The organism is Virgibacillus sediminis (genome assembly GCF_042643265.1).
GTDB classification, from domain to species: domain Bacteria; phylum Bacillota; class Bacilli; order Bacillales; family Amphibacillaceae; genus Virgibacillus_O; species Virgibacillus_O sediminis.
Genome location: NZ_JBHRRZ010000010.1, coordinates 32,733 through 57,825 on the forward strand (window position 1 = coordinate 32,733; position 25,093 = coordinate 57,825).

At 45.4% G+C, this 25,093-nt stretch carries 23 protein-coding genes and 1 other annotated feature; of the genes, 5 read left to right on the top strand and 18 right to left on the bottom strand.

Translation table 11 applies throughout. The features are described 5' to 3' along the window. Nucleotides 1-44: 44 nt before the first annotated feature. The 7 genes from treR to ACFODW_RS05595 form a co-directional block, all read right to left on the bottom strand. The gene (treR, locus tag ACFODW_RS05565; RefSeq protein ID WP_390304088.1) at nt 45-758 is read right to left on the bottom strand and encodes a trehalose operon repressor; all 714 of its coding nucleotides are present in this window, start codon (nt 756-758) and stop codon (nt 45-47) included. Nucleotides 759-769: 11 nt separating this feature from the next. Then, a complete protein-coding gene (treC, locus tag ACFODW_RS05570; RefSeq protein ID WP_390304090.1) occupies nt 770-2,425 on the bottom strand; it encodes an alpha,alpha-phosphotrehalase in 1,656 nt (551 codons plus the stop codon). Between the two features lie 30 nt (nt 2,426-2,455). Then, entirely contained in the window at nt 2,456-4,408 is a 1,953-nt protein-coding gene (treP, locus tag ACFODW_RS05575) for a PTS system trehalose-specific EIIBC component (RefSeq protein ID WP_390304092.1), read from the bottom strand. 249 nt (nt 4,409-4,657) lie between these two features. Continuing rightward, nucleotides 4,658-6,157, bottom strand: coding sequence for a BCCT family transporter (locus tag ACFODW_RS05580; protein ID WP_390304094.1), 1,500 nt, complete (start codon nt 6,155-6,157; stop codon nt 4,658-4,660). 145 nt (nt 6,158-6,302) lie between these two features. After that, the gene (gene typA / locus ACFODW_RS05585; RefSeq protein ID WP_390304096.1) at nt 6,303-8,132 is read right to left on the bottom strand and encodes a translational GTPase TypA; all 1,830 of its coding nucleotides are present in this window, start codon (nt 8,130-8,132) and stop codon (nt 6,303-6,305) included. A gap of 83 nt (nt 8,133-8,215) precedes the next feature. After that, nucleotides 8,216-9,544 carry a sensor histidine kinase gene (locus ACFODW_RS05590; RefSeq protein ID WP_390304098.1) on the bottom strand — a complete coding sequence of 443 codons (1,329 nt, stop codon included), beginning with the start codon at nt 9,542-9,544 and terminating at the stop codon, nt 8,216-8,218. 3 nt (nt 9,545-9,547) lie between these two features. After that, entirely contained in the window at nt 9,548-10,234 is a 687-nt protein-coding gene (locus ACFODW_RS05595) for a response regulator transcription factor (protein WP_390304100.1), read from the bottom strand. Nucleotides 10,235-10,371: 137 nt separating this feature from the next. Here ACFODW_RS05595 and ACFODW_RS05600 point away from each other — a divergent pair, with 137 nt between their 5' ends. After that, nucleotides 10,372-11,685: a S1C family serine protease gene (locus ACFODW_RS05600; protein WP_390304102.1), complete on the top strand. Its 1,314-nt coding sequence runs from the start codon at nt 10,372-10,374 to the stop codon at nt 11,683-11,685. Between the two features lie 84 nt (nt 11,686-11,769). Here the strand turns inward: ACFODW_RS05600 and ACFODW_RS05605 are convergent, their stop codons facing one another. Together ACFODW_RS05605 and ACFODW_RS05610 are read right to left on the bottom strand one after the other, a co-directional pair. After that, the gene (locus ACFODW_RS05605; RefSeq protein ID WP_390304104.1) at nt 11,770-12,450 is read right to left on the bottom strand and encodes a TraR/DksA C4-type zinc finger protein; all 681 of its coding nucleotides are present in this window, start codon (nt 12,448-12,450) and stop codon (nt 11,770-11,772) included. Nucleotides 12,451-12,515: 65 nt separating this feature from the next. After that, nucleotides 12,516-12,962: a GNAT family N-acetyltransferase gene (locus ACFODW_RS05610; RefSeq protein ID WP_390304106.1), complete on the bottom strand. Its 447-nt coding sequence runs from the start codon at nt 12,960-12,962 to the stop codon at nt 12,516-12,518. 148 nt (nt 12,963-13,110) lie between these two features. Here ACFODW_RS05610 and ACFODW_RS05615 point away from each other — a divergent pair, with 148 nt between their 5' ends. Then, nucleotides 13,111-13,986 (top strand): NAD(P)-dependent oxidoreductase, encoded by an 876-nt coding sequence (locus ACFODW_RS05615; protein WP_390304108.1) that lies wholly within the window; start codon nt 13,111-13,113, stop codon nt 13,984-13,986. Between the two features lie 111 nt (nt 13,987-14,097). On the opposite strand, the gene ACFODW_RS05620 is transcribed toward ACFODW_RS05615, so the two are convergent. The 5 genes from ACFODW_RS05620 to ACFODW_RS05640 all read right to left on the bottom strand — a co-directional run bounded on the left by ACFODW_RS05620 (nt 14,098) and on the right by ACFODW_RS05640 (nt 17,271). After that, nucleotides 14,098-14,400 (bottom strand): hypothetical protein, encoded by a 303-nt coding sequence (locus ACFODW_RS05620; RefSeq protein WP_390304110.1) that lies wholly within the window; start codon nt 14,398-14,400, stop codon nt 14,098-14,100. A gap of 1 nt (nt 14,401) precedes the next feature. Beyond that, nucleotides 14,402-15,085, bottom strand: coding sequence for a class I SAM-dependent methyltransferase (locus ACFODW_RS05625; protein WP_390304112.1), 684 nt, complete (start codon nt 15,083-15,085; stop codon nt 14,402-14,404). Between the two features lie 247 nt (nt 15,086-15,332). Continuing rightward, nucleotides 15,333-15,530 (bottom strand): cold shock domain-containing protein, encoded by a 198-nt coding sequence (locus tag ACFODW_RS05630; protein ID WP_390268574.1) that lies wholly within the window; start codon nt 15,528-15,530, stop codon nt 15,333-15,335. A gap of 171 nt (nt 15,531-15,701) precedes the next feature. Continuing rightward, on the bottom strand, nt 15,702-16,619 hold the full coding sequence (locus tag ACFODW_RS05635) for a metallophosphoesterase (RefSeq protein WP_390304114.1): 918 nt from the start codon (nt 16,617-16,619) through the stop codon (nt 15,702-15,704). A gap of 88 nt (nt 16,620-16,707) precedes the next feature. Beyond that, nucleotides 16,708-17,271 (bottom strand): YkoP family protein, encoded by a 564-nt coding sequence (locus ACFODW_RS05640; RefSeq protein WP_390304116.1) that lies wholly within the window; start codon nt 17,269-17,271, stop codon nt 16,708-16,710. 142 nt (nt 17,272-17,413) lie between these two features. Between ACFODW_RS05640 and ACFODW_RS05645 the strand changes: the two genes are divergently transcribed. The 3 genes from ACFODW_RS05645 (at nt 17,414) to ACFODW_RS05655 (ending at nt 20,241) form a co-directional block, all read left to right on the top strand. Then, nucleotides 17,414-18,532 carry an MGDG synthase family glycosyltransferase gene (locus tag ACFODW_RS05645; protein ID WP_390304118.1) on the top strand — a complete coding sequence of 373 codons (1,119 nt, stop codon included), beginning with the start codon at nt 17,414-17,416 and terminating at the stop codon, nt 18,530-18,532. Between the two features lie 151 nt (nt 18,533-18,683). Continuing rightward, nucleotides 18,684-19,649 carry an oxygen-dependent tRNA uridine(34) hydroxylase TrhO gene (gene trhO, locus ACFODW_RS05650; protein ID WP_390304120.1) on the top strand — a complete coding sequence of 322 codons (966 nt, stop codon included), beginning with the start codon at nt 18,684-18,686 and terminating at the stop codon, nt 19,647-19,649. A 112-nt stretch (nt 19,650-19,761) separates the two neighbouring features. Beyond that, nucleotides 19,762-20,241 carry a glutathione peroxidase gene (locus ACFODW_RS05655; protein ID WP_390304122.1) on the top strand — a complete coding sequence of 160 codons (480 nt, stop codon included), beginning with the start codon at nt 19,762-19,764 and terminating at the stop codon, nt 20,239-20,241. A gap of 38 nt (nt 20,242-20,279) precedes the next feature. Here ACFODW_RS05655 and proS read toward each other — a convergent pair whose 3' ends face one another. The 4 genes from proS to ACFODW_RS05675 form a co-directional block, all read right to left on the bottom strand. Then, a complete protein-coding gene (gene proS, locus ACFODW_RS05660) occupies nt 20,280-21,719 on the bottom strand; it encodes a proline--tRNA ligase (RefSeq protein ID WP_390304124.1) in 1,440 nt (479 codons plus the stop codon). A 99-nt stretch (nt 21,720-21,818) separates the two neighbouring features. Beyond that, nucleotides 21,819-22,046 (bottom strand) — a binding site (T-box leader). A gap of 172 nt (nt 22,047-22,218) precedes the next feature. Then, nucleotides 22,219-23,058, bottom strand: a complete 840-nt coding sequence (gene thiD, locus ACFODW_RS05665) for a bifunctional hydroxymethylpyrimidine kinase/phosphomethylpyrimidine kinase (RefSeq protein ID WP_390304126.1) — start codon at nt 23,056-23,058, stop codon at nt 22,219-22,221. A gap of 28 nt (nt 23,059-23,086) precedes the next feature. After that, complete coding sequence (locus ACFODW_RS05670) at nt 23,087-23,572, bottom strand: DUF456 domain-containing protein (RefSeq protein WP_390304128.1); 486 nt, start codon at nt 23,570-23,572, stop codon at nt 23,087-23,089. A gap of 75 nt (nt 23,573-23,647) precedes the next feature. Next, nucleotides 23,648-25,072 (bottom strand): ABC transporter ATP-binding protein, encoded by a 1,425-nt coding sequence (locus tag ACFODW_RS05675; RefSeq protein ID WP_390304130.1) that lies wholly within the window; start codon nt 25,070-25,072, stop codon nt 23,648-23,650. Nucleotides 25,073-25,093: the final 21 nt, after the last annotated feature.

Genomic DNA, 25,093 nt, shown 5'->3' on the forward strand with positions numbered 1-25,093 from the left:
CCTCCATATGCGGAACACCACCTCCAAAGTGATGAGGTGGTGTTCTAGATTTTAACTCTTCTTGCAAAGTCGACAAACCTAAATTTGTCGGGACGGTGCCGTGACTCGGAGTATTGGAACAAGCTGGTGTCTTCCAAATATACCTGGCTTTTAATTACCACTATGTTTGAAAAACCCTCCAAGTCCAATAATTTTTTATCCTCCGGGCTTGGCTCTTCCACAATGATTTCTTTTTGGGCAAAGGAGATGGTAAGTCCAAGCTCCTGCTCAATGTATCGATAAATAGAATCTTCACAAACTTCCCTTGGCAGCTTTGGCACATACCGTTCACTGAAATAATCCTTATCCAGAATGATTCGTTCTTCTGCGATTTCTCGGACCCTGCTGACCTGCCAGACTTTTTCTTCCCCTATTTGGAGCAAGTCGGCGATCTCTTCACCTTCATGGACGTAGTCAAGCTCCTCTACGATAGTTTTACTGGACAGGTTAAGACTCCTATCGAGTTCCTTAAAACTGACAATTCCGGAAACCGGGAAAGAGAACTTATTGAGATCAATGACAACAGATCCCTTTCCACGGATTTTTTGGATATAGCCGTTATTGGATAGAAGATCGAGTGCCTTACGAATCGTTTCTCTTGACGACTTATATTCATCAGCCAATTCATTTTCAGATGGAAGCATAGAAGAAGCCGGCCATACATTAGCTTGTATTTTTTCCACTAAATCTTCGTAGATTGTCAAATACTTCTTTTTCATGGAAAGTACCTCTACTTCACGTAATAAACAACAGATTCATATGGCCGTAAAACCAACTGTTGCAGGGATTTTCCCGAATCCTGATAGTTAGACAACAGAATTTCCAGTTCCCCTGCTTCCACTGGGATGTTTATCTCGGTTTCCTCTGCATAGAAGTTGCTGATGACGATCAGCTTCTCGCCATTCCAATTTCTCGTATACGCGAAAACCTGCGGATCGTCTTCTAAAAGCAGCTCATAATCTCCGTACGTAATAATGTCATATTTTTTCCGCAGGCGGATCAGCTCTTGATAATGATAATAGATGGAATTAGGGTCTTCTACCGCTTGAGCCGCATTAATGCTGGGATAGTTTTCAGCAGGCTGGATCCACGGTGTACCATCAGAAAAACCAGCGTTATTCTTGTCGGACCACTGCATCGGAGTCCTGGCATTATCCCTGGACTTCTGCCGGAGGATAGCCAGAGTCTCTTCTTCAGATTTCCCTTCTTCCTTAAGAGCGGCAAATGCATTAAGCGATTCAACGTCCCGGTACTGATCCAAGGAAGTGAATTTCGGGTTAGTCATGCCGATTTCCTCGCCCTGATACACATATGGTGTACCCTTCATCATATGGATAGTGGTACCAAGCATTTTCGCAGACTCTATTCGATATTGCTCATCATCACCGAACCTGGATACGGCACGGGGCTGGTCATGATTGCACCAGAACAAGGCATTCCAGCCGCCGCCTTTATGCATTCCAACTTGCCAGTCTGAAAGAATCTTCTTTAACTGAAGGAAATCAAACGGCTCTTCCGTCCACTTTTCTCCATTTGGATAATCCACTTTGAGATGGTGAAATTGGAAGGTCATATCCAGCTCTTCCCTGTCCGGATTTGTGTACAATACACAGTTTTCTAAAGTAGTGGAAGACATTTCTCCGACAGTCATCATATTATACGGCGATAAGACAGCTTGATTCATTTCATGCAAATATTCATGGATTCTTGGCCCATCTGTATAGAATTTCCTGCCATCGCCAGTATCATCACTCGGAAAGCGCTGGTCCTTCGAAATCAGATTAATTACGTCCAGGCGGAAGCCATCAATGCCCTTCTCCGCCCAGAAACGGACCATTTCATACACCTTATTCCGGAGCCGCTCATTCTCCCAATTCAAATCTCCCTGTGTGACATCGAAAAGATGGAGGTAGTATTGGCCTGTCTTTTCATCATATTCCCATGCAGGGCCTCCGAATTTCGACTGCCAGTTATTCGGCTCCTCCCCGTCCACAGGATCTTTCCATATATAGAAATCGCGATATTCATTGTCTTTTGAGGAAGCCGCCTGCTTAAACCACTCATGCTCTGTTGAAGTGTGGTTGATGACCAGGTCCATAATCAGCTTCATTCCGCGCTTATGCGTTTCTTCCAGCAGTTGTTCAAAGTCCTCCATGGTCCCATAGGAAGGGTCAATGGAATAATAATCGCTGATATCATAACCATTATCCTTTTGAGGAGACTGGTAGACAGGTGTCAGCCATAATACATCCACACCAAGCTTCTTTAAATAATCCAGCCTTTGGATGACCCCCTGTATATCTCCCGTTCCACTCCCTGTCGTATCCTGGAAGCTTTTCGGATAGATTTGATATACTGTTGCTCTTTTCCACCATGCTTCACTCATATTTTCCACTCCTTCATGTGCTCGGTCATATTAATGGGTATTCAACTTGCGCTTGGCAATAAGGTAAGTAATCACGAAAGGCACGACAAGTACAATCGCCATTCCGATGAAGAAGGATACCCAGTTTTCTCCCACAATCGACAGGAATGCTGGAAGGCCGCCTATCCCGATGGAAGTTGCCTGTACGCCTTGAATGGTAATAAAAGCACCGGCAATCGCTGTACCAATCAATGCGGCAATGAATGGATATTTGAACCGGATATTAACCCCGAACATCGCAGGCTCTGTTACACCTAGAAATGCTGACACCCCGGCGGTACCGGCTAATCCTTTCAATTTCTCTTCCCTTGCAACAAGCATCATGGCGAATACAGCAGCACCCTGGGCAATATTAGACAGGGCTACAATTGGCCATAGGAAAGTGGTGCCCGTACTTCCGATTAGCTGAAGGTCTACAGCGAGGAAAGTATGATGCATCCCGGTTATGACAAGTGGTGCATATAATGCTCCATATAACAGGCCGCCCACCAGAGGGAAGGTCTGGAATACCGTTACAATTCCTCCTGTAATCCATTCCCCAACAGTAAATGTCACTGGTCCAATGATAATGAATGCGAGAAAACCAGTAACCAATAACGCAACAGGTGCTACGACCAGCAGTTGCAGCGAATCGATGACACGCTTACGCAGCCAAATCTCTATTTTGGACAGCACCCACGCAGCAACCAATACAGGCAAGACTTGGCCTTGGTAACCCATTTGGCTTACTTCAAGCCCAAACAAATTCCATGTTGGTGCTGTACCATCAACTACCGCCTGTGCATATTCACTGGCTGGCATTAGAGCGGGGTGTACAAGTATTAGTCCCAAAACAATACCGAGCAGTGGATTTCCGCCAAATCGGTTGACCGCCGACCATCCGATCAACGCTGGTAGGAACGTGAAGGCAGTATTGGCAATGATATTGATCATCTCAGCCATACCGGCCCACTGTGGATACATTTCAACAATCGGCTGATCACTGAACAAAGGATTGACAAGGATATTGTTCAGACCAAGCAGTAGACCCGCAGTTACAATTGCAGGCAGGATTGGAATAAAAATATCTGCCAGAACTTTTACACCGCGTTGGAGAATGTTCTGTTTGTTTCCTCCTGCTTCCTTTACCTCTTCTTTTGAGGCTTCGCTGATTCCGGTCTCATCTACCATTGCCTTATATACCTTATCAACGGTACCCTGGCCTATTACTACCTGGAACTGTCCGTTAGCAGCAAACGAGCCCTTAACGAGATCCAAATTTTCAAGCGCTTCCTGATTGACTTTGTCTTCGTCATTCAGCGCGAAACGCAATCTTGTGACACAATGGGTTGCGGCATTGATATTATCCAGGCCGCCTACAGCTGCCACAATATCCTTTGCCTCTTGCCCATAAGGTGTATCGCTTACTGAACTTTTATCTGTCTCCATATCTTCTGTCTGATCAGGGACTTGTCCTTCCTCGGAGCCTTCTACCCCTTTCATTCCCGCTTTCAATAGAACGGTGTTACCAGCAGAGGCATCTGTCTCTTTGGTCTTTTCGAAAGATTCCAATGCATCTCCGTTCGTAATGATGACTGGGGTAATATGGCTTGCTGCCTTTTCCTTGATAAAGTCCAAATCAAAAGTGATCAGCGGGTCTCCTGCTTTCACTTGATCCCCTTGGGAAACATGGGCTTCAAACCCTTCACCGTCAAGGGCAACCGTTTCCAAACCAATGTGTATCAGCACTTCTACCCCGGACGCGGTTTGCAGTCCGACTGCATGCTTCGTCGGGAATACTTGAACAATCTGGCCGTCAACCGGAGATAGAACTTTCCCGTCAACAGGCTCGACTGCCAGTCCATCACCCATCATTTTCTGTGCGAATGTAGGATCAGGGACATCTTCTAGTTGGATGATTTTTCCCGTCAGTGGGGATAAAATATCCATTATATCGTTAGCCATGATGAATCCTCCCTTAAACTTTCCATGTAGACATAAACTTGTATATACATGTTAGGATTCCAGTATAACTTGTACATACAAGTTTTGCAACGGCTTTCACCTAAAACCTCTTTTTCCCTCTTTCCCGAATATATTGAAATTTAATCTACTTGAGAAGGTATGCGGTGTTACCGTTCACATGTTCAGCCAAGGGTGTTCCGGAAGAGTGTCTTTCTATAGCGAAAGGGGCACAATGCTGTGCCCCTTTCGCTATCTATTTGCCTTTTGTATATTTGCAGCGGGCTTATCTTCCTTCAGTGCCTTATAGAAGGAAAATACCATCAGCAGCATCAGAAATGAAAAGGGAAGGGCGGCAGAGATCAATGCATTCTGTAATGCCTGCAGTCCTCCGGTATACAGAAGTACGGCAGCGATCCCTGACTGCGCAAATCCCCAGACAAATTTCACCATCGTCGGCGGCGAGAGAGAGCCGTTCGTTGTCTGCATACCCAGTACAAAAGTAGCCGAATCAGCTGAGGTAATAAAAAACGTGCCGATCAGCAGGATGGCCAATAACGACAGCACCATACCCCAGGGGAACTCGCTGAACAATCCAAACAACACTTGTTCATCCGGGAGGTTGGCGAGCTCCGCCCCATGATTCTGCGCATCGATTCCTGAAATGCCAAAGGCCGAAAACCACATGAATCCCACAATAGATGGAACAAAAATCACACCAGCCAGGAATTCACGGATGGTTCTCCCCCTTGATACCCTTGCAATGAATATGCCTACAAATGGAGCCCAGGCAATCCACCATGCCCAGAAGAAAACGGTCCAGTCCATGAGCCATGCGCGTTCATCCGCATCGTTGGGGGAGATGCGAAGGCTCTCAGCAGGTAGCTTTTGAAAATAATCCCCGATACCATGTGTGAAGGAATTGAGGATATATATCGTCGGACCAAAGATAAGGGTGGCGAAGAATAGTATGACAGCTAACGTCATATTGGCATTGCTCAGATATTTAATCCCCTTGCCTAGTCCCGTGTAAGCAGACAATAGAAACAGTACCGTAACCGTCCCGATAATCAGCAGCTGTACCCAAAATTCATTAGGCACACCAAATAAGTAGGAGAATCCACCGTTTATCTGTGTAGCACCAAAACCAAGGGTGGTCGCCACCCCTACAATTGTGGCAAAAACGGCGATGACATCCACGATCTTTCCAAAACTTCCTTTCACTCTTTCTCCAAAGATAGGCTCCAGTGTAGCACTGATCAACCCGGGTTTATCATGCCGGAAGATAAAATAGGCAAGGACCAGCCCTGTTACTGCATAAATCCCCCACGCATTTATTCCGTAATGAAAAAAAGTAATTCTCAAAGCATCTTCCAGCGCCTCCCTTGTTCCCGGCTCTGCCATGGCAGGTGTTTCGATATATTGTGAGAGCGGGGAAGCTACCCCATAAAACACCAGGCCAATCCCCATCCCCGCACTAAACAGCATGGCAAACCAGCTGGGATAGCTGAATTCAGGTTTCTCTCCTGGCTTGCCCAAGCGTATCTTGCCGTATGGGCTGAAAATTAGATAGATACAAAAGAGGAGGAACAACGTCACAATCAACAAATAATACCATCCAAAATGAACAGAGATATAACTCATGATGCTGCCGGAGATATCCTCAAACGGAGCAGGCGCAACCACGCCAAAGAATGACAAAAGCAGAGTAATCCCTAAGGTTATCCAGAATACTAGGGTCAATTTTTTCATTTCCATCCGCCTTTCCAAACCATGTATGCCGTAGAACGGCGATTTCCTCTGGTTAGTATGAGTGTAATAAAAGATTCCTATTCGGCGGCCTTAGAGCATAAAAAAGCCGTCATGGACGCTACTCGTGCCCATGACGGCTTAAACTTTATCCCAGTTTGGATTTTTTCGCTGCTTTTTCCCGTTCATTCTTATTCAATATCTTTTTACGGAGGCGAACTGCCTCAGGTGTTACCTCACAGTACTCATCATCATCCAAGTATTCGATTGCTTCCTCCAGAGACATGTCACGGTTTTTCTTAATAACACTGGTCTGGTCCTTGGTTGCGGAGCGGACATTGGTCAAATGCTTTTCCTTGGTAATATTTACGGTGAGATCATTCTCGCGATTATGCTCACCAACAATCATCCCTGCATAAACCTCTGTACCCGGCTCTACAAAAATGACGCCACGGTCCTCCAGTTGCATGATGCCGTAGGTAGAAGCTTTCCCATTTTCCAAAGAAACCAGCACACCTTCACGCCTTCCGCCTACCTGTCCTTTGACAAGTGGCTCATAAGTGTCAAAGGTGTGATTGATGATACCGTAACCACGGGTCTGGGACATGAATTCTGTGGAATATCCCAGCAATCCACGGGAAGGGACCTTGAATTCAAGGCGCACCTGGCCATTACCCTGATTCACCATATCAAGCATTTCGCCTTTACGGGCACCAAGGGATTCCATGACTGCTCCTGTGTAATCTTCGGGAACATCTACTTGCACCCGTTCCACTGGCTCACACTTCACTCCATCTATTTCCTTAATGATCACCTGTGGTTTAGACAGTTGCAGTTCATACCCTTCCCTGCGCATGTTTTCAATCAGGATGGAAAGATGCAATTCCCCCCTCCCGGAAACAATCCAGGTATCCGGTGAATCAGTTGGGTCCACTCGCAGACTGACATCTGTTTCCAGCTGTTTCATTAAACGTTCTTCAATTTTGCGGGCTGTAATATACTTACCTTCACGACCTGCAAACGGGCTGTTGTTTACGAGGAAAGTCATCTGCAGGGTAGGCTCGTCGATACGGAGCCACGGCAGACCCTCCGGATGATCCGGCGGACAGATGGTCTCCCCGACATTAAGATCTTCCATACCGGCAATGGCCACGATATCTCCCGCCTGAGCTTCCGTGATTTCCATCCGTTTCAGGCCGATAAAGCCAAACAATTTACTGATACGGAAGGATTTTTGTGTGCCATCCTTTTTCAAGACCACGACCTGGTCGCCTACTTTCATGGTCCCGCGCACTACACGCCCGACACCTATACGACCTACATAGTCATTATAATCAAGCAGTGTAACCTGGAATTGCAACGGCTCGTCCTTTGTATCCTTGGGTGCAGGGATATGGTCCAGGATGGTGGTGAAAATAGGATCCATTGTCTCCTGCTGATCTTCCGGCTCTTCACCGCTCGTCCCATTCAAAGCAGAGGCGTAGACAACCGGGAATTCCAACTGTTCATCATCGGCTCCCAGTTCAATGAACAAATCAAGAACTTCATCCACTACTTCCGACGGGCGCGCATTTGGCCTGTCGATTTTATTCAACACTACAATTGGTGTAAGCTTCTGCTCCAACGCCTTCTTCAACACGAAACGGGTCTGCGGCATGGTTCCCTCATAAGCATCTACTACGAGGGCCACCCCGTCTACCATTTTCATGATCCTCTCGACTTCTCCTCCAAAGTCAGCATGTCCAGGTGTATCCAATATATTAATGGTTGTATCTTTATAGTTGATCGCTGTATTCTTTGCCAGGATGGTGATTCCACGTTCTCTTTCAATATCACCGGAATCCATTGCCCTCTCGTCTACGTGCTCGTTTTCACGGAAAGTACCCGAGTACTTGAGCATCTGGTCCACCAGGGTAGTTTTTCCATGGTCAACGTGGGCAATGATTGCAATGTTACGAATATCTTCTCTTAATTGCATAAATTGTACGCTCCTCTGTAAATAGAGATGATTCAAACCAATCAATTATAACATATATTTCTTTCCGAATGTTATAACATAGACTATTTTCTAAAAAAAACCTCGAATTTCGCCCCGCCGAGCGAGGAATCCTCAAGCCGTATGCCTCCGCCGGACTGCTCAACAATCGCCCGGGCGATAGCCAGCCCTAAACCGGTTTCCCCATTTTTTCCTTTTACAAACCTGTGGAAAATATGGGGTGCCATATCAGGGGCAACTCCTTCACCGTCATCCTCGATCCTCATCAGCATTTCGTCTCTTGTCCGGCTGATTTCTATCTTCACCACTGTCCGGGCATGGCGAATTCCATTGATGACCAGATTCAACAATGCTTGGAGCATCTTTTCTTCATCGGCAGAAATTACCAGCCCCTCTTTCACTTGATGGCTCAGCTCTATTCCCCGCTCATTCGCGATCGGCAGAGCCCGGTCTACCACCCTTTCCGTCAGCTGCCCTAGATCTACTTCTGATTCATCATACACCTCGGGAGCACTATCCAACTTGGCTAGGAGTGTCATCTCATTGATGATCTTCTTCAACCGGCTGACCTCGGTCACCATGACTTCCAGACCTTTTTCCTTATCATTTTCATCAAAAATACCGTCTTTTATCCCTTCTGCATATCCTTGGATCGTCATTAAAGGTGTTTTCAATTCATGGCTGGCATTTTGGAAAAAGGTCTGCTGGGAATTGATATACCTCTGGAGTTCTTGGGCCATTTCATAAACACTTTGCCCGACTTCCTTAATTTCCCCGGTCGCTTCAATCTCCTCTATTTGATCAAATTGCCGTTTTTCAATTTTCTTCATCTGCCATTTCAGGCGCGTAAGAGGGGTTACCAACTTGTTGGTTAGAAAATAACTGATCACCCCTGCACTAGCTGCACCAATCAAAAAAACGACGATTATCAGAAAGATGAAATCCTGTTGGACAGCAGATATATCACTCATGGGCGTCAGCAGAATCAATTCCAACCCTAGAGATTCAGGGTAGAATAGAATTCTGGAGGTTACAAAATTACTGCCTCCGTATTCCCACAATGCCTCTGTATTATCGGAGAAATCATTACTTTGGTAAAATCCTTCGGCAATCTCATTCGACATGGTTGAAAAAAGCACCGCATCCTGATTCCGGTCATACAGGAACAGCTGCAGATCCTGCTGTTCCAGAACTTCATTGAAGTGCTGGATATTCATGCTGCCATATTGATCCGTCATAAGGTTTACAATGACCTCTCCGCTCTGTTCCAGTTGGCGCCGTTCATCCTCAATCAACAGGTCAAGTATTAGGGAATAAATGACAATACTTGCGATGCCCATGATGATGACCAACAGAGCCGTGAAAGCGATATTCAACTGATGCTGCAGCTTCATCGCCTAGCCCTCATCTCTTCGCAGACGGTAGCCATATCCCCAGACCGTCTCAAGAGGGAGGTCTGCAATCTTTTTACGTATACGTTTAACGAGATCATCCACTGCGCGATCACTTCCGAAATAGTCCTCTCCCCAAATCCTAGTAAGTAACTCCTCCCGGGAAAACGCCCGGTTGACGTTATCCGCTAATAACAGCAGCATATCAAATTCCTTGGTTGTAATATCCTGCTCCTTCCCATTCCAAAATAAACGCCGTTCATTCCTATAGATGAGGAGCTGACCGGCCACCACCTTATCATGTGAGTCACCATTCTGCTGAAGAGCAGGCTGGGCTCTTTTAAACAGCCTCTTGACCCTGGCCACCAGTTCTCTTGGACTGAAAGGCTTGGTCAAATAGTCATCTCCTCCCAGCTCTAGGCCGAGAATTTTATCAATCTCTTCGTCCTTTGCGGAAATGATAATAATGGGAACATCGCTCTCCTCTCTGATTTTTTTACAAAATTCATAGCCGTCCATGCCTGGAAGCATGATATCCAGCACCCACATAGAAGGAGGATCTTCCCTCCACTGTTCCCATGCCTCTTCAGCCGACTCGACAACCGTGACGTGATAACCTTCCTTTTTCAAATAGGCCGAAACGATATTCTGGATATTTCGATCATCTTCTACTACACCAATATATTCATTCATGTTTCATCACCTCTGTACATAATCATCTCTATCTTACCATATTACTTTTACACATTTTTTCCACAATTTTACCGAATCTATCCTAACAGGATTATTTATAATAAACATATAAACAAGCAGAGAAAGGATGATCGACAGTGAAAGATTCAGATCAAGAGCGTTCATTTGACCATACAAAAGATCAGGATGATTCCACACAGGAAAATTCAGGAAATGGATCTTCCTATCAAGCACCAGTAGACGAATCGGCACATTCACCGACACTGGAAGAGAAAAAATCCAAAAATAATCCAAGAAAGGCTTCAGGTAAAAGTGCCTTGATGGGAGGAGTTGTCGGTGGTATCCTCTCCGCCATCATAGTCTCCCTCGTGTTTATGTTTGGGTTCACACCATCCAGTACGTCAGGAGACAATCAGTCCGGTGATGAAGAGGTTCCGGCAACTTCCATGGTTGAAAGTATTTCAAACGAAGATGCTGCTACCTCAGAGAATATCAGTGAGACGGCTGAAGCAGTGGTTGGGATTGTAAATCTCCAGCAGCAAAACATATGGATGGAAAGCCAGGAATCCGGCGCAGGATCAGGCATTGTCTATAAGAAAGAAGGCGGAAAAGCCTATGTTGTCACCAATCACCATGTAGTGGAGGGAGCCGAGGAATTGGAAGTGGTCATCAATGATGAAGAAAGAGTTCCAGCCAAGATTTTAGGTTCTGATGCTTTGACAGACCTGGCTGTATTGGAAATAGACGGATCACATATTGATACTGTCGCAAGCCTGGGGTCATCATCAGAGCTTAAAGTCGGCGAACCAGTAATGGCCATAGGAAATCCTCTTGGCCTGGAATTTGCCAACACGGTGACCCAAGGTATCATCAGTGGTATGAACAGGTCTGTAAGTGTGGACACAAATGGGGACAGCCGTGCGGACTGGGTCACTGAAGTCCTGCAGACAGATGCAGCAATCAACCCTGGTAACAGTGGCGGTGCCTTGGTGGACGCAGAAGGAAATGTGATTGGCATCAATTCCATGAAGATAGCCAGTGAACAAGTCGAAGGCATCGGTTTTGCGATACCAATTGATCAAGCACTGCCAATCATGGAAGAGCTGCGCAAGAACGGAGAAATCGTACGGCCGCTTATCGGCATAACTACTGCTTCTCTGAATCAAGTGCCACCTCAAGTGCAGCTAGAATTGAGCTTGCCGGAAGATGTGGAAGGCGGGATGGTTATTGCCGAGGTGCAGGAAGGATCTGCCGCTGAAAAAGCAGGTCTCAAGAGGTTCGATGTCATCACAGCCATCAATGGAAATAAGGTGACCTCCATCCTAGAATTAAGACAGTACCTGTATTCAGAAGCTTCTATCGGAGAAACCGTTGAGATAGAATTCTATCGGGACGGAAATAAAGAAACGGTCAATCTTGAACTTGAAGCCCGTGAACAGAATCAGCTCTAAAAAAATCTCCACCTGTGCCAAGGGCATAGGTGGAGATTTTTTGTTTGAACATCTGATCTTTTCCGCTTTACATTTGGATTGCGGCTAACTATCCCTCCGGTCCTGTTCCTCTTCGTATTTATTATGATGATAGGAAGGGCCGGCATAATTTCCATCTATATCAGCAGACAGCCATCCTTCCAAATCCTCCGCTTCCGCTGTATTTTCCTCACTGTTCGGAAACATATCCTCATAGTTTTCCTTGTCTTCATAGAAATCGGAAGGAGATTCCGAGGTCCCATATCTGCTTACATCCTGCCAAGAGTCTTCTGCATCATAATTGACTTGTTCTTCATCTGTCACCTCATCCGGATTGATGTTCGGGCTGAATACCTCTTCCTCCACCGTCCGGCTATGTTCAAACGTATTATCTGCCGCATGCTCCACACATCTGTCCGTAGTAGGGACAGCCATCAGCCGCTCAAAGGGAATATCTTCTCCACATTTGCTGCAGATCCCGTATGTTCCCTGGTCAATGGCATGCAGAGCTTCATTTATTTCTTCCAATTCCTTTTCCGCATGGTCATTGAGGGCTATATCCTTTTCTCTTTCGTATAATTCAGTCCCAAAATCACCTGGGTGGTTGTCATAATTGGATAACTCGCTCATCGATTCCTTGACCGCTTCTAATGAATTTCCGAAGTGGTCTTCTACATGGGGGATCAATTCATTTTGTCGTTCCAATAGTGCGGCTTTACACTGTTCCATCTGGTCGGTAGTGATCATCTTGGATCATCCTCCATTTTAAAGTATGCTACTCATACTATGTGTAAAAGCCATGTATTGATTCTTTACGGACGTTCCCAAATCATGTCAATATGGGGAATATCATCCTCCATAAAAGTTTCGGATATTTGCCGGAATCCCAAGGAAACATAAAACTTTTTCAAGTACTCTTGGGCCATGATATGAATTTGATCTTCCTGCCACACTCCGGTTATGTATTCAATTGCTCTTTCCATCAACTCCCTGCCGTAGCCATTGCCGCGATACTTTTCTGCCACCATGACACGTCCGATGGAAGGCTTATCATATTTGCTGCCTGCAGGCAATAAACGGACAAGGGCTGCCGTGTCCCCATCCACTTCCAGGTAGTAGTGGAGTGCATGCTGGTCAAAACCATCCAATTCCGGATATGGGCAATTTTGTTCTACAACAAAAACCTCCACCCTCGCCCTCAGCAGCCGGTATAATTCCTCATTGGTCAATTCAGCAAAAGATTTACAATTCCATTTCAACTTTTAGCCTCTCCTTTTTTCTTCTAACTATAGCAGAACGACCAGCCGGATGCCCGGAGAAGGTAATCGGCTAATTTTTGCTATATCTGACAGGATTTAGCTGATTTTTGTCGAATTTAACGGTTAAAGGGAAAAGGAGGAATCCTCATTGCAGAAAAATGACATAGTAATAGGCTTTATAGGAACTGGAGTAATGGGTAAGAGTATGGCCGGCAACCTGTTGAAAGCCGGTTATCCCCTTCATATTTTCACAAGAACGAAAGAGAAAGCGCAGGAGCTGATCGACCAGGGAGCTGTTTGGAAGGAAAGCATAGCGGAGATAGCCAGAGATTCGGACGTGATCATTACCATGGTCGGCTACCCGAAAGACGTGGAAGACGTCTACTTCGGAGATAACGGTATACTTGCTCATGCTTTACCGGGTACTTATACCATTGATATGACTACATCTAAGCCGGCACTGGCAAAAGAAATCTTTGATAAAGCGAGAAAAAGAGAGATCGAGGCGCTGGATGCCCCTGTATCCGGGGGTGATATCGGAGCCAAGAATGGCGGCCTTGCCATAATGGCAGGCGGAAATGAAGAAGCATATAGGAAAGTTCTGCCGATTTTTGAAGTGATGGGCGAGAATATCATCCTGCAGGGCGAAGCAGGGGCCGGTCAGCATACAAAGCTGGCGAACCAAATTACCATCGCCTCGAATATGGTCGGCGTCTGCGAAGCGATCTCATATGCTAAAAAGGCAGGCTTAAGCCCAGGCCGTGTTCTGGACAGCATTACTACCGGTGCTGCAGGCAGCTTTTCATTGTCGAAACTCGGCCCACGCATGTTGAAGGGCGACTATGCTCCAGGTTTTTATGTCAAACATTTTATCAAAGACATGACAATCGCTCTGGAGTCTGCACAGGAAATGGGCTTGTCCACTCCCGGCCTTTCCCTTTCGCTGGATCTTTACCGGGAATTGGCAGAGCAAGGGGGGAGCGACAGCGGCACTCAGGCACTGATCAAGCTTTTTGAACAGTAATTGGAAGACGAGATAGAGACAGATATGTTTTATCAGAAGAAATAAAAACACACAAATGGTATAACACTTAATTTCAAGGATTATGCAATAGAAAAAAGGGGAAGCGGCAGACTACTTCGGCTGCCGCTTCTCTATTTCTCCCTGGACCGCAAAAGCTAGATCATCATTTCCGAAAAGCTGCAATGCATTCAGCACGGTCTGATCTGCTATATTTTCCGATTCATTTTTAGGTACTGCCAATTCGAGCATATCCTGTAGTGTCTGATTTTTGGACTGCCCAGGGTAGGCTTCCTCATATAGAGCTACTGGATCAATTTCATTATTGACACACCATTGCACATAGATCAGGATCATCATCCGCTCATCATTCTGATAGCTTTCGATGACCTTCTTCTCCATCTCATTATTGCTCATTTCATCCACCTGCTTTCTGCAGCATAAATACCCACATAAACGTTAGCGACTGTTTCAATTCCAGAGGCAGTGACCGGATATGTTGATCCATAACCCCTTGTTTAAAAACACCGAACCCGTCCATATATTCAAGACCCTCTTCCGCAGCAAGCTGCTGAAATTCCCAGGGCATCATCGTATTGCAGATTACCTTTTCACCGAGCAGGCGCGGGTAGCTGTTTGTCCGGGGAGCAGCTGTCGGCCCTAGAATTCCGGCACAGACCATACCGTCGTCTCTTAATACCCTTTTCATTTCACGCAAGGCTGCCAGAGGCGATTCTGTCCATTCCAAAACATTTATTGCCATAACAGCATCATGACTTCCATCCTCATAAGGTAGGTTGCTGGCGTCTCCTTCCCTAAAAGAAATACTGCCTTCCCCCGCCCTATCTGCCGCGGCTATCATTTCACCTGATAAATCAATGCCGGAAACAGTATAACCTGAACGGTACAGTTTTTGTGAACCATAACCGTCTCCACAGCCAATATCAAGGACCTTGCTGCCTTTTGGTACATGCTTTTCCACAAACGGAACAATATCTTTCCTACTCCCATTCTCCCACATATCCCGGCTACGGGATCTCCAGAATGACGCCCGGTCATTCCACGCCGTCTCCGCCTCTCTCTTCCAGCTGAATTCATCCATTCTCCCAGCTCCTTTTCTACATGCTAAAGGACAACTTGAAAAAATAATAACAACCTTGGTATAACGACGGTTGATATCCTGTTTATCATCGATTACACTCTTCGCTGTCCACAGAAGATTGTCCTACAGAAGTATACGTGTCTTCCGGCAGCTCCATGTCTTCTTATTAAAGGAATAATATCTCCACTTCATAACAAAAAAGGTCTACCCCATATAGGGATAAACCTTTTCTTCTGATCTCTATCTATTATAGAGCGACAACGTTAGCTGCTTGTGGTCCACGGTTGCCTTCTACGATTTCAAATTCAACGTCTTGGCCTTCTTCAAGCGTTTTGAAACCTTCAGCTTGGATAGCTGAGAAGTGTACGAATACATCGTCTCCGTCTTCACGCTCGATGAAACCAAAACCTTTTTCTGCATTAAACCATTTTACTTTACCAGTCATTTAAAATGACCTCCTTATACAAATATCGTGCAAAGTATAATTGAGTCATAAATACTTTTACACCACTTTGTTAAAGAGATCGTAAAGTATTATTCATCCTTCAATTTCCTTTTGCTATCCTTACTTTAACCCTTTTAGAATTAAAATGCAAGCATTTATAAAATTAATTTCTTATGAGGCAGCGGAGTGCTTATCAAGCCTGGCTCCCACATCTTTCCGAGTCTCCACGGCCTGTGTTTCCTCTACCGGCAGCTCAATCTGATGGAACGTAATCTCCGGCCGGCTGCCGAAACGGATATTTACCCCGGTCTGGCCCAAACCCTCACTTATATAGAATGGCCGGCCGCGGAAGTACTGCATGCCTTTCACCATATCCATGCGAACCAATTTGCCCATCTTTACCAGGTGATACGGTTTTGGCCAATGAATCTGACCGCCATGAAAATGGCCCGCAAGCAAATAGTTGAAATGATATTCTTCCATTTCCAAAACCACATTAGGATCATGGGTCAGGACCAAATTGTAACCATTCTGCAAGCCCTCATAGGACTTGGACAAGTTACTTCTTCCTGTTCCATAATCATCTATGCCGATAATGTTTAGGGAAATTCCGTTTATATCAATTGCTTTATTTTCATTTTGCAGTGTATGGATTCCATAATCGATGAGCATTTGCTTTAATCGGCGGAACGGCTCCTCTTTCAGGACATAGTCATGATTCCCAAAGTTGGCATAGGTGCCGTATTTCGGGTTGATTTTTCCAATTACTTCTAGATAAGGAGCCAGCCTTTTAATGCTTCTCTTCCGATCAAGAAAATCTCCTGTCAATGCAATCAAGTCAATATGCTGCTTATTTATATAATTATATAATTCCTGTGGGGTAATGGATAGATTCTCCAAGTGGATATCAGAGAGGTGAAGAATGCGCAATGGTTTGGTTTTTTCTTGATCTGTTTTTTCTTGATCTGCTTTCTCTCGCTCTATCTTTTCCAAATTGATTTGGTTGATTTGAACGGATTTAGTATTTCGGTAGCCACTGTATAATAGAGCTATTACACCTATTAGAATGGCTGCTGTTAAAAGATACATTCTTATCCCTCCTCTCTATCCATTATAAAGGGAGGAGGGGGTGGATTTCACTTGTAATTTATGGATAAGTATTGGTTATCCGTATTGGTTATCCGTTTGAATATTTTCGGAACAGATGGTCCTTTGACATGAATAAATACATAGGGAAAGATTCGTTCTTCTGTATGGAACGTGCCGAAGACAGAAAATGAATGGGAGCAAGCGCTGCTTTCTTAAAATATTTATAATATGGATTCGATATCGGCCTGGTATCAAACCCCAATTTCCGGCACCCTCTGTGAAGCAATGTAATGCCTATCAACCCTTTTACTTTTTCATCATATCCTTGGCTCTGCAAATATTTCGCAATAAATGGAAGAGATTCCTGGACGCTTTTATAAATAAAGATCGCCTTTCTCACTTCGCCATAGCCTTCCATTTTCCTCAGCAGCATGACATTGTGGAGATGGATTTTTAAGAGAACATCATTCTTTTTTATCATCGTTCCATCAGAGAGCTGGACAGATTTCCCCTTATACCTGGTTAATCGTGCCCGTATGACGGTTTTTTCCCCCTCTGAAGATTCAATATGCTGCAGCCTGGTAAAACGATAATAAATTGGGTCGACGATATCCCAAAACAAAATACATATTTTCCTTAGTTGTAATTTCATACCGTTTCTCCTCGTCAAAATTAATGAATGAACTCACCTATAATCTGACTGCATTGGACATCTGTTATGTCTGGTAATTTAAGGTTTGCTGCATGAAACGCTGCACCTTCCATAAAATAAGTGCCGAAGGAGAAGGATGAGTATGCCAAGAATACTGTTTATGCCTCTATTGCGCTTGCCCTCGGGGCATCACCATGCTGCTGACAGCCTGAAGCACCAGCTGGAAGAGACAGGAAAAGAATTTATCTGCGAAAAAGCCGAGTTGATTTCCCATAGCTACGGCAGAGCAGAGTCCGTGGTTTCTGCTGTCTATTTACAGTGGATCCACAGATTACCAAAGCTTTACAGCATGGTGTACAAATTTGGCGCCCTTAAGCAACAGTCCCAGCACAAGAGATACTACCTTTATGAATGGCTGTTTCAAAAAAAGATTCAGCAATTGATTCAGGAGAAAGGCCCGGATGTGGTGATCTGTACCCATGCCCTTCCTTCTTACCTGCTATCACAACTTAAAAGCAGCGGGAAATGGAAGGGAAAGGTCATCAATGTATACACGGACTTTTTTATTAATAACCTCTGGGGGATTAATGGCATAGATTATCATTTTGTTCCTAGTCTGCATGTGAAACAGGATTTACTGAAAAAAGGCGTTCCCGCCGAACATGTAATTGTCTCAGGGATCCCGATCCATCCCCTTTTTCAAAGGGATCCTATACGTCCGGTTAGTCCGTCTGAAAAATATACTATTATCATCAGCGGGGGAAATATGGGGGCCGGTTCTATTAAGGAATTGTTACTACAGCTGAGACCTGGGGGACGTGTCCACTATAAAGTCCTCTGCGGAAAGAACACCCGGCTGCATCAATCCCTCCGCAGTTCCGTTTACACGAACGTTTCCCCTATTCCATATATATCATCAAAAAAGGAAATGAATGAATTGTACAATGAGGCAGATGCCCTCATCACGAAACCGGGCGGCATCACCATCACCGAGTGCCTGTGGAAAAGAATTCCCACATTTGTTTATGAAGCTCTTCCGGGTCAGGAGGAAGTAAATCTAACATATTTGAAGGATCAGGGACTTGTCCATCATCTTCCATATTGGAAAAGCAATACAGCCAATCTGGAAGATATTATATTGGAAGTGCTTCAGGATGAGGATCGACTATCCCGTTGGCAAGGGCAAATGGAAATATTCCACCAAGGGCTGGAGGAAAGAGATGTAACAAGCTATATCAAAGGCATTTGCCAGGATGTCTGACTGAATTTCAGCTTGCCATTGGGCAATATAACAGGTATGTTGTCTTTTCCCGGAAAAATTGATAAAATAAATCCTTGCAAGATTATAAAATTGAATACCGACTACCATACATTTATATCTTGCAAATATGAATGAATAGGTGGTAATAATCATGGAAACTAATTATCGTGTGCTGTTGTACTATAACTATGTGCATATCGAGGATCCGGAAACATATGCAGACGAGCACTTGAAGTTCTGCAAGGACCTTGGCCTGAAAGGACGCATACTTGTAGCCGAAGAAGGAATTAATGGTACAGTGTCCGGCACAGTAGAACAGACGAATAAATACATGGAAGCAATGCATAACGATCCCCGCTTCGCTGACATGGTATTTAAGGTGGACGAGCATGACGGCCATGCATTCAAGAAAATGCACGTACGGCCGCGGAATGAGCTGGTGACACTGCGTTTGGAAGATGATATCAACCCGCATGAAACGACAGGGGAATATCTCGACCCAAAGGAATTCTATGAAGCGATGCAGGACGAGGATACAGTTGTACTTGACGCAAGAAATGATTACGAATATGATCTGGGACATTTCCGCGGGGCTATCCGTCCTGATATTGAAACCTTCCGTGAACTTCCGGAGTGGGTTGAGAAAAACAAACACCTTATTGAAGGAAAGAAAATTCTGACCTACTGTACCGGCGGAATCCGCTGCGAAAAATTCTCCGGATGGCTGGTAAAAGAAGGTTTCGAAGATGTAGCACAGCTGCATGGCGGGATTGTCACATATGGAAAAGACCCGGAAGTACAAGGAGAACTATGGGACGGAAAATGCTACGTATTCGATGAACGCATTTCTGTACTAGTCAATCAGAAAGAACACGTTGTAGTCGGCGTCGACTATTTTGATGGCGAACCTTGTGAACGGTATGTTAATTGTGCAAACCCAGAATGTAATAAACAAATTCTCTGCTCAGAAGAGAATGAGCATAAATATCTTCGGGGCTGCACCCACGAGTGCCGTGTCAGCCCACGGAACATGTATGTAAAAGAACACGACCTCTCTGAAGAGGAAGTGGAGCATCGTCTCAATCAGATTGATGAAACATTGAAACAAGAAGCATAATGAATGTTAAGAAGACAGCCTTTAGGGCTGTCTTTTTTCATCTCTCTTTAAGGCAATATTTTGACAATGATCAAGCCTATTGCTATCCTTTCCATAAGAGGAGGGTCAAACTTTGAGTATCTATGATTTTTCAGCGACAACTATTGAGGGAGAAGAGAAATCACTGGAAGTATATAAAGGCAAGGTGCTTCTGATTGTCAATACTGCAAGCAAATGCGGGTTTACCCCGCAGTTTGAAGCATTGCAAAGTCTCTACGAGGAATATAAAGATCAAGGGTTTGAAATTCTTGGGTTTCCGAGCAATCAATTCAAAGAGCAAGACCCAGGAACCGATGAGGAAATCGCCGAGTTTTGCCAGAAAAATTATGGGGTGACCTTCCAGATGTTCAGTAAAGTGGATGTCAAAGGAGAGAATGCCCACCCTCTGTTCAATTACCTCACCAACCAGAAAAAGGGAATAATGACTAATCAGATCAAATGGAACTTTACTAAATTCCTGATTAACAGACAGGGGGAGGTCATTGAGCGCTATGCTCCCCAGGCCAAACCGGAAAGCCTCCGCAAAGATATTGTGGAAGCACTCCAGAAATAGACAAAAATGGACGCATTAAACATGCGTCCATTTTTGTATTAATATGCTTTTGCCCAGTATACTAGTTCTTTTGCTTCTTTCCCACAGCATACACAGGTATCAGATACTTTTTCCTGTTCAAATGGTATGCATCGTGAAGTGGCTGTTGTCTCCTCTTTGATTTTCTCTTCACAGGCTGTATCCCCACACCACATAGCTTTGAGGAAGCCTGGGTTTTCCTCTAATTTCTGTGCAAATTCTTTCATGTCCTTAGCAACACTTGTCTTCTGATCTCGATGGGCCAATGCCTTCTCAAACAGATTTTCCTGAATCTCATCAAGCAAGGCCGGAAGCCGGGTCTCGAGGTTCTCAAGGGGAACGAATTCCTTTTCACCTGTATCCCGACGGACAAGCACCACCTGTCCTTTCTCGATATCCTTTGGCCCCATCTCAATCCGGACAGGTATCCCTTTCATTTCATATTCATTGAATTTCCATCCTGGCATCTTATCACTGCCATCAATATCCACACGTGCGAGGTGCTTCAGTCTGTCGCGCAGATCATAAGCCTTGTCGAGCACCCCTTCTTTATGCTGGGCGATCGGTACAATCATCGCCTGTGTTGGCGCAATCCTTGGAGGGATGACCAAGCCGCGGTTGTCACCGTGGACCATAATCAGGGCACCAATCAACCGTGTGGTAATTCCCCAGGACGTCTGGTGCACATGCTGTTGCTCTCCATTTTCATCGAGATAGGAAATATCAAAAGCCTCGGCAAATCCCGAACCGAAATGATGGGAAGTACCCGATTGCAGAGCTTTCCCGTCATGCATGAGACTTTCAATTGTCAGTGTATATTTTGCACCTGCAAATTTTTCCTTTTCGGTTTTCTTTCCTTTTAAAACAGGGATTGCCAGATAGTTTTCCACAACATCTGCATAGACTTCCAGCATTCTGTTGGCTTCTTGCTCTGCATCTTCATACGTAGCATGGGCCGTATGTCCTTCTTGCCATAAAAACTCCAGGGAGCGGAGGAATGGCCGAGTGGTCTTTTCCCAGCGTACTACATTGCTCCACTGGTTATACAGCATTGGCAGGTCGCGATAAGAATGGATGTTTTTCGAGTAGTATTCACAGAACAGCGCCTCTGAGGTAGGACGGACGACCAACCGCTCACTCAACTCTTCCTCTCCCCCATGGGTTACCCAGGCAACCTCTGGAGCGAAACCTTCCACATGGTCTTTCTCTTTCTGCAGAAGGCCTTCAGGGATAAACAATGGGAAGGAGACATTGGAGTGTCCTGTCTCTTTAATCTGCCTGTCCAGTTCATCACGGATATTCTCCCAAATAGCAAAGCCATCCGGCTTAATGATCATTGTTCCCCTTACCGGGCCATAATCGACCAGGTCAGCCTGCTTGACTACATCGGTATACCATTGTGCGAAATCATCTTCCATGGCAGTAATTTTTTCAACAAACTGCTTATTCTTCTTACCCACACTCAACACCTCTTATCTCAGAATATGTATGTTTCTGGGAAATGCCGGTGTCCCGGCAGTCCCTGAAGCTTAAGAAAGTACAAAAAAATCCTCCATCCGTAAAGGGACCGAGGTTTGGTGGTACCACCCTTGTTTGCAGAATCATTAAATAACCCTGCACACTCTAATGGATAACGGACATGAACCGCGCACGCCTTGCAGCAGCATCCTGCCTGTCCGGCGGCGAACTTAGAGGCAGGTTCCGATAAGGCCTTCAGGAATTCGCAGCAACCATTCCCTCTCTTAAAAAGACCATCCTATCATACTAGTCCTCATCAACGTTTCCTTTATATTTCTTAATATATATTTATGTATACACAAAGTCAAGGTCTATCGGCCCAGGCACCTTTATATAGGGCAAGCAATCCGCACTAACATAAGCATAGCCTTTCATAAAAAAACCGGGCACGGGCCCCCTTTATTATCTCCATCACCATTACTTGCCCCCCTTTCGTAACTATTAATCCAACCTTACAGTTTCCACTTGAATGGCAGGTCCAGGACCATACTTGCGTACTGCCGCGTGATAGGTCGGGCCTACCACATCCGTATACGAAAAGCTATGTTCAATCGCTGCCGTCACAAACTCCTTCGCCGACCGTACAGCCTCTTTGACTGATTTCCCTTTAGCCATATAAGCGGCAACTGCAGCAGAATAGGTACAGCCGGCTCCGCTTGTATTTACCGTGTCAATCCTCGGTGCTGTCAATGTCGTAAGATCTTCTCCATCATACAGTACGTCGATAGCCGGCCCTTTCAGTCTACCGCCTTTTATTAGAACACTCGGCGCCCCGAGGGCATGTAAATCAACAGCAGCCTGCTTAAGTTCATCCACGGTATCCAATTTTCTTCCCCCCAGTAATAAAGAAGCTTCCGGAACATTAGGCGTTATGATTTTTGCACAAGGTATTAACCTGTCCACCAGCGCATCTATTGCATCATCCTTCAGCAGCTTGGAATCCATCTTTCCAATCATGACGGGATCGACAACGACCGATGTAATATCGTATTCCTCGATCAAACGGGCGGTTAACTTAATGACTTCTTTGGTAAACAGCATACCGGTTTTTAAGGCATCTGCACCTACTTGGCGCATCAATGTTGCAAACTGCGCTTCAATCGCTTCGATGGTCTGCACGTGAACATTCCTGCCTGTTGACGGATGTTTGCCTACAATTGCACTGATCACACTCATTCCGTATACATCCAATTCCTGGAAAGTCTTTAAGTCGGCCTGGATTCCGGCACTTCCGCCGGCAGCCGACCCTGCTATCGTTACGACCCTTGGAGGATATTCCAACTTAGCACACCTTCTTCCTTCTCTTTTGTTAAAACCAAATGACAATAAAAAACCAGACAATCATAATGAATTGAAGGATGATCTTGGCAAAAGCACCGCCCAAAAATCCCAGCAAAGATCCAATGGAAGCACGTACAGCTTCCGAGGCAGTTCTTCTTTGGACCAACTCAATGGCCAATACAGCTATAAATGGGACGATAATAATCCCGAAAGGAGGATAAATAAATGAGCCGATAATCACTGCGACCGCAGCGGCGTGCTCTCCCATTTTACTGCCTCCAAACCTTCTTACAAAGTAGCTGTTGGCGATGATGTCCGCTCCGATGAGAATAACGGTAAAGACAATCATGACCAGCCAAAAGAACGTTGTCAGCTCAGCGGAATTCAATACAAAGTGATACAACAGGAACCCCGCCCAAATAACTAGTACTGACGGAATTATAGGGAAAACGATCCCTGCAAAAGCAGCAATGAACAACACAATAATGAGGACCCATATAATGAAATCCAGCATGGTTTACCTCCCATCAATAAAGTTTACCCGGTTCTAATCTCACTTTCCCCACCTATCAGAAGGATATCACAACTTCTATACATTCCGGATGGATTCGTACTCAATAACCCTGCTGCTGATCCGTTCCAGCAAGGGGCCATCATGGCTGATAGCAAGTATACCGATGCTCTGCTCATTAGCATGATTCAGTACCGCATCCCATATGCTGGCCTGTGTGTAAGCATCCAGCATGGTAGTCATCTCATCTGCAATGATATATTTCACGGATGGGTGGAAGGCCCGGGCCAGACAAATTCTTTGCAATTCACCACCAGAAAGTTCGCTAGGGTACCGTTCCAGCCATTCCGGACGGATTCCAAGGGTTCGCATAATTTCCGGATTAGTGATCCCTGCTTCCTTCCAGACTTTTTTCAGCTTCCAACGAGGGTTTACCGCCCGTTCAGGGTGCTGCCAAATAAGCTGGACGGGATGTACCTTGCTCACTCCTTTTGATTGGCCTTCTATTTTCACCTTCCCTTCGAGCGGGTTCCTGTAACCGGCCAGAACCTGAGCCAGGGTGGTTTTGCCCGATCCGCTGATCCCATATAACCCGACCACTTCACCTCTTTTTATGGCCATGTCCAGGTTTTTAAACAGATAGCTCCCTCGCTCATAGCGGTACGCTATACCATCAGCTTTCAGTTCCCCTTTGCCTCGGTCTTGGTAGCCAATACGCTGGGGAATGGCCGTAAAGTCGTTTTGAGGCAAAGCTTTCCAAAGTCTCCGGGTATAAGCCTCCTTTAATTTTTTCCCATCTCCTGAAAAAGCAGATGAATCTGCGGTTTCGATGGTCCGCCCTTCATCCATGATCACCAACTTATCAGCTATCTTTATGGCTGTAGAGATGTCATGTGTAATGAACATGATGCCTGTGCCTCTGCCTGCCAAATCCCTAATATGCCCGATTGTTTCCTCGAGAACTGTTGGGTCCAAGCCGGGGGTTGGCTCGTCTGCGATAATCAGTTCAGGATCTGATTCGAGGGCGGTCGCTGTCAGCACTCTTCTAGCCATACCCCCGGACAATTCAAAGGGATAACGTCCTGCTATTTCTTCGGTGATCCCCACTTTTCCCCAGGGTTGCACCGGTCTGCTCCCAGTATTCCTTTTTACCTGCTTTCCAGCCTTGATCAGCGGATTTAGGGACTGGACGGATTGAGGGATTAAGGCAATTTCATTCCCCCGCAGTGCCTTTTGCCTATCAGCCGTCAGCATCTCTCCTTTAAAAAACAGCTCCCCTTCCGGCCGGGCATTAGAAGGCAGGATACCTAGGATAGCATCCGCCAAAAGGCTTTTCCCCGATCCACTGGCACCGATTACCGCAACTATTTCTCCTTTGCGAATGGATAAATCCAGCTTATTGACCACTTGGACATATTGCTCCTCCCAAGCTTTTTTGTATTGTAAAAAGGATAGCCTGAAATCCTTCACTTCCAAAAGCAAGGGATCTTCAGCTCTATTCATAGCGTCACCTCTATTACTTCC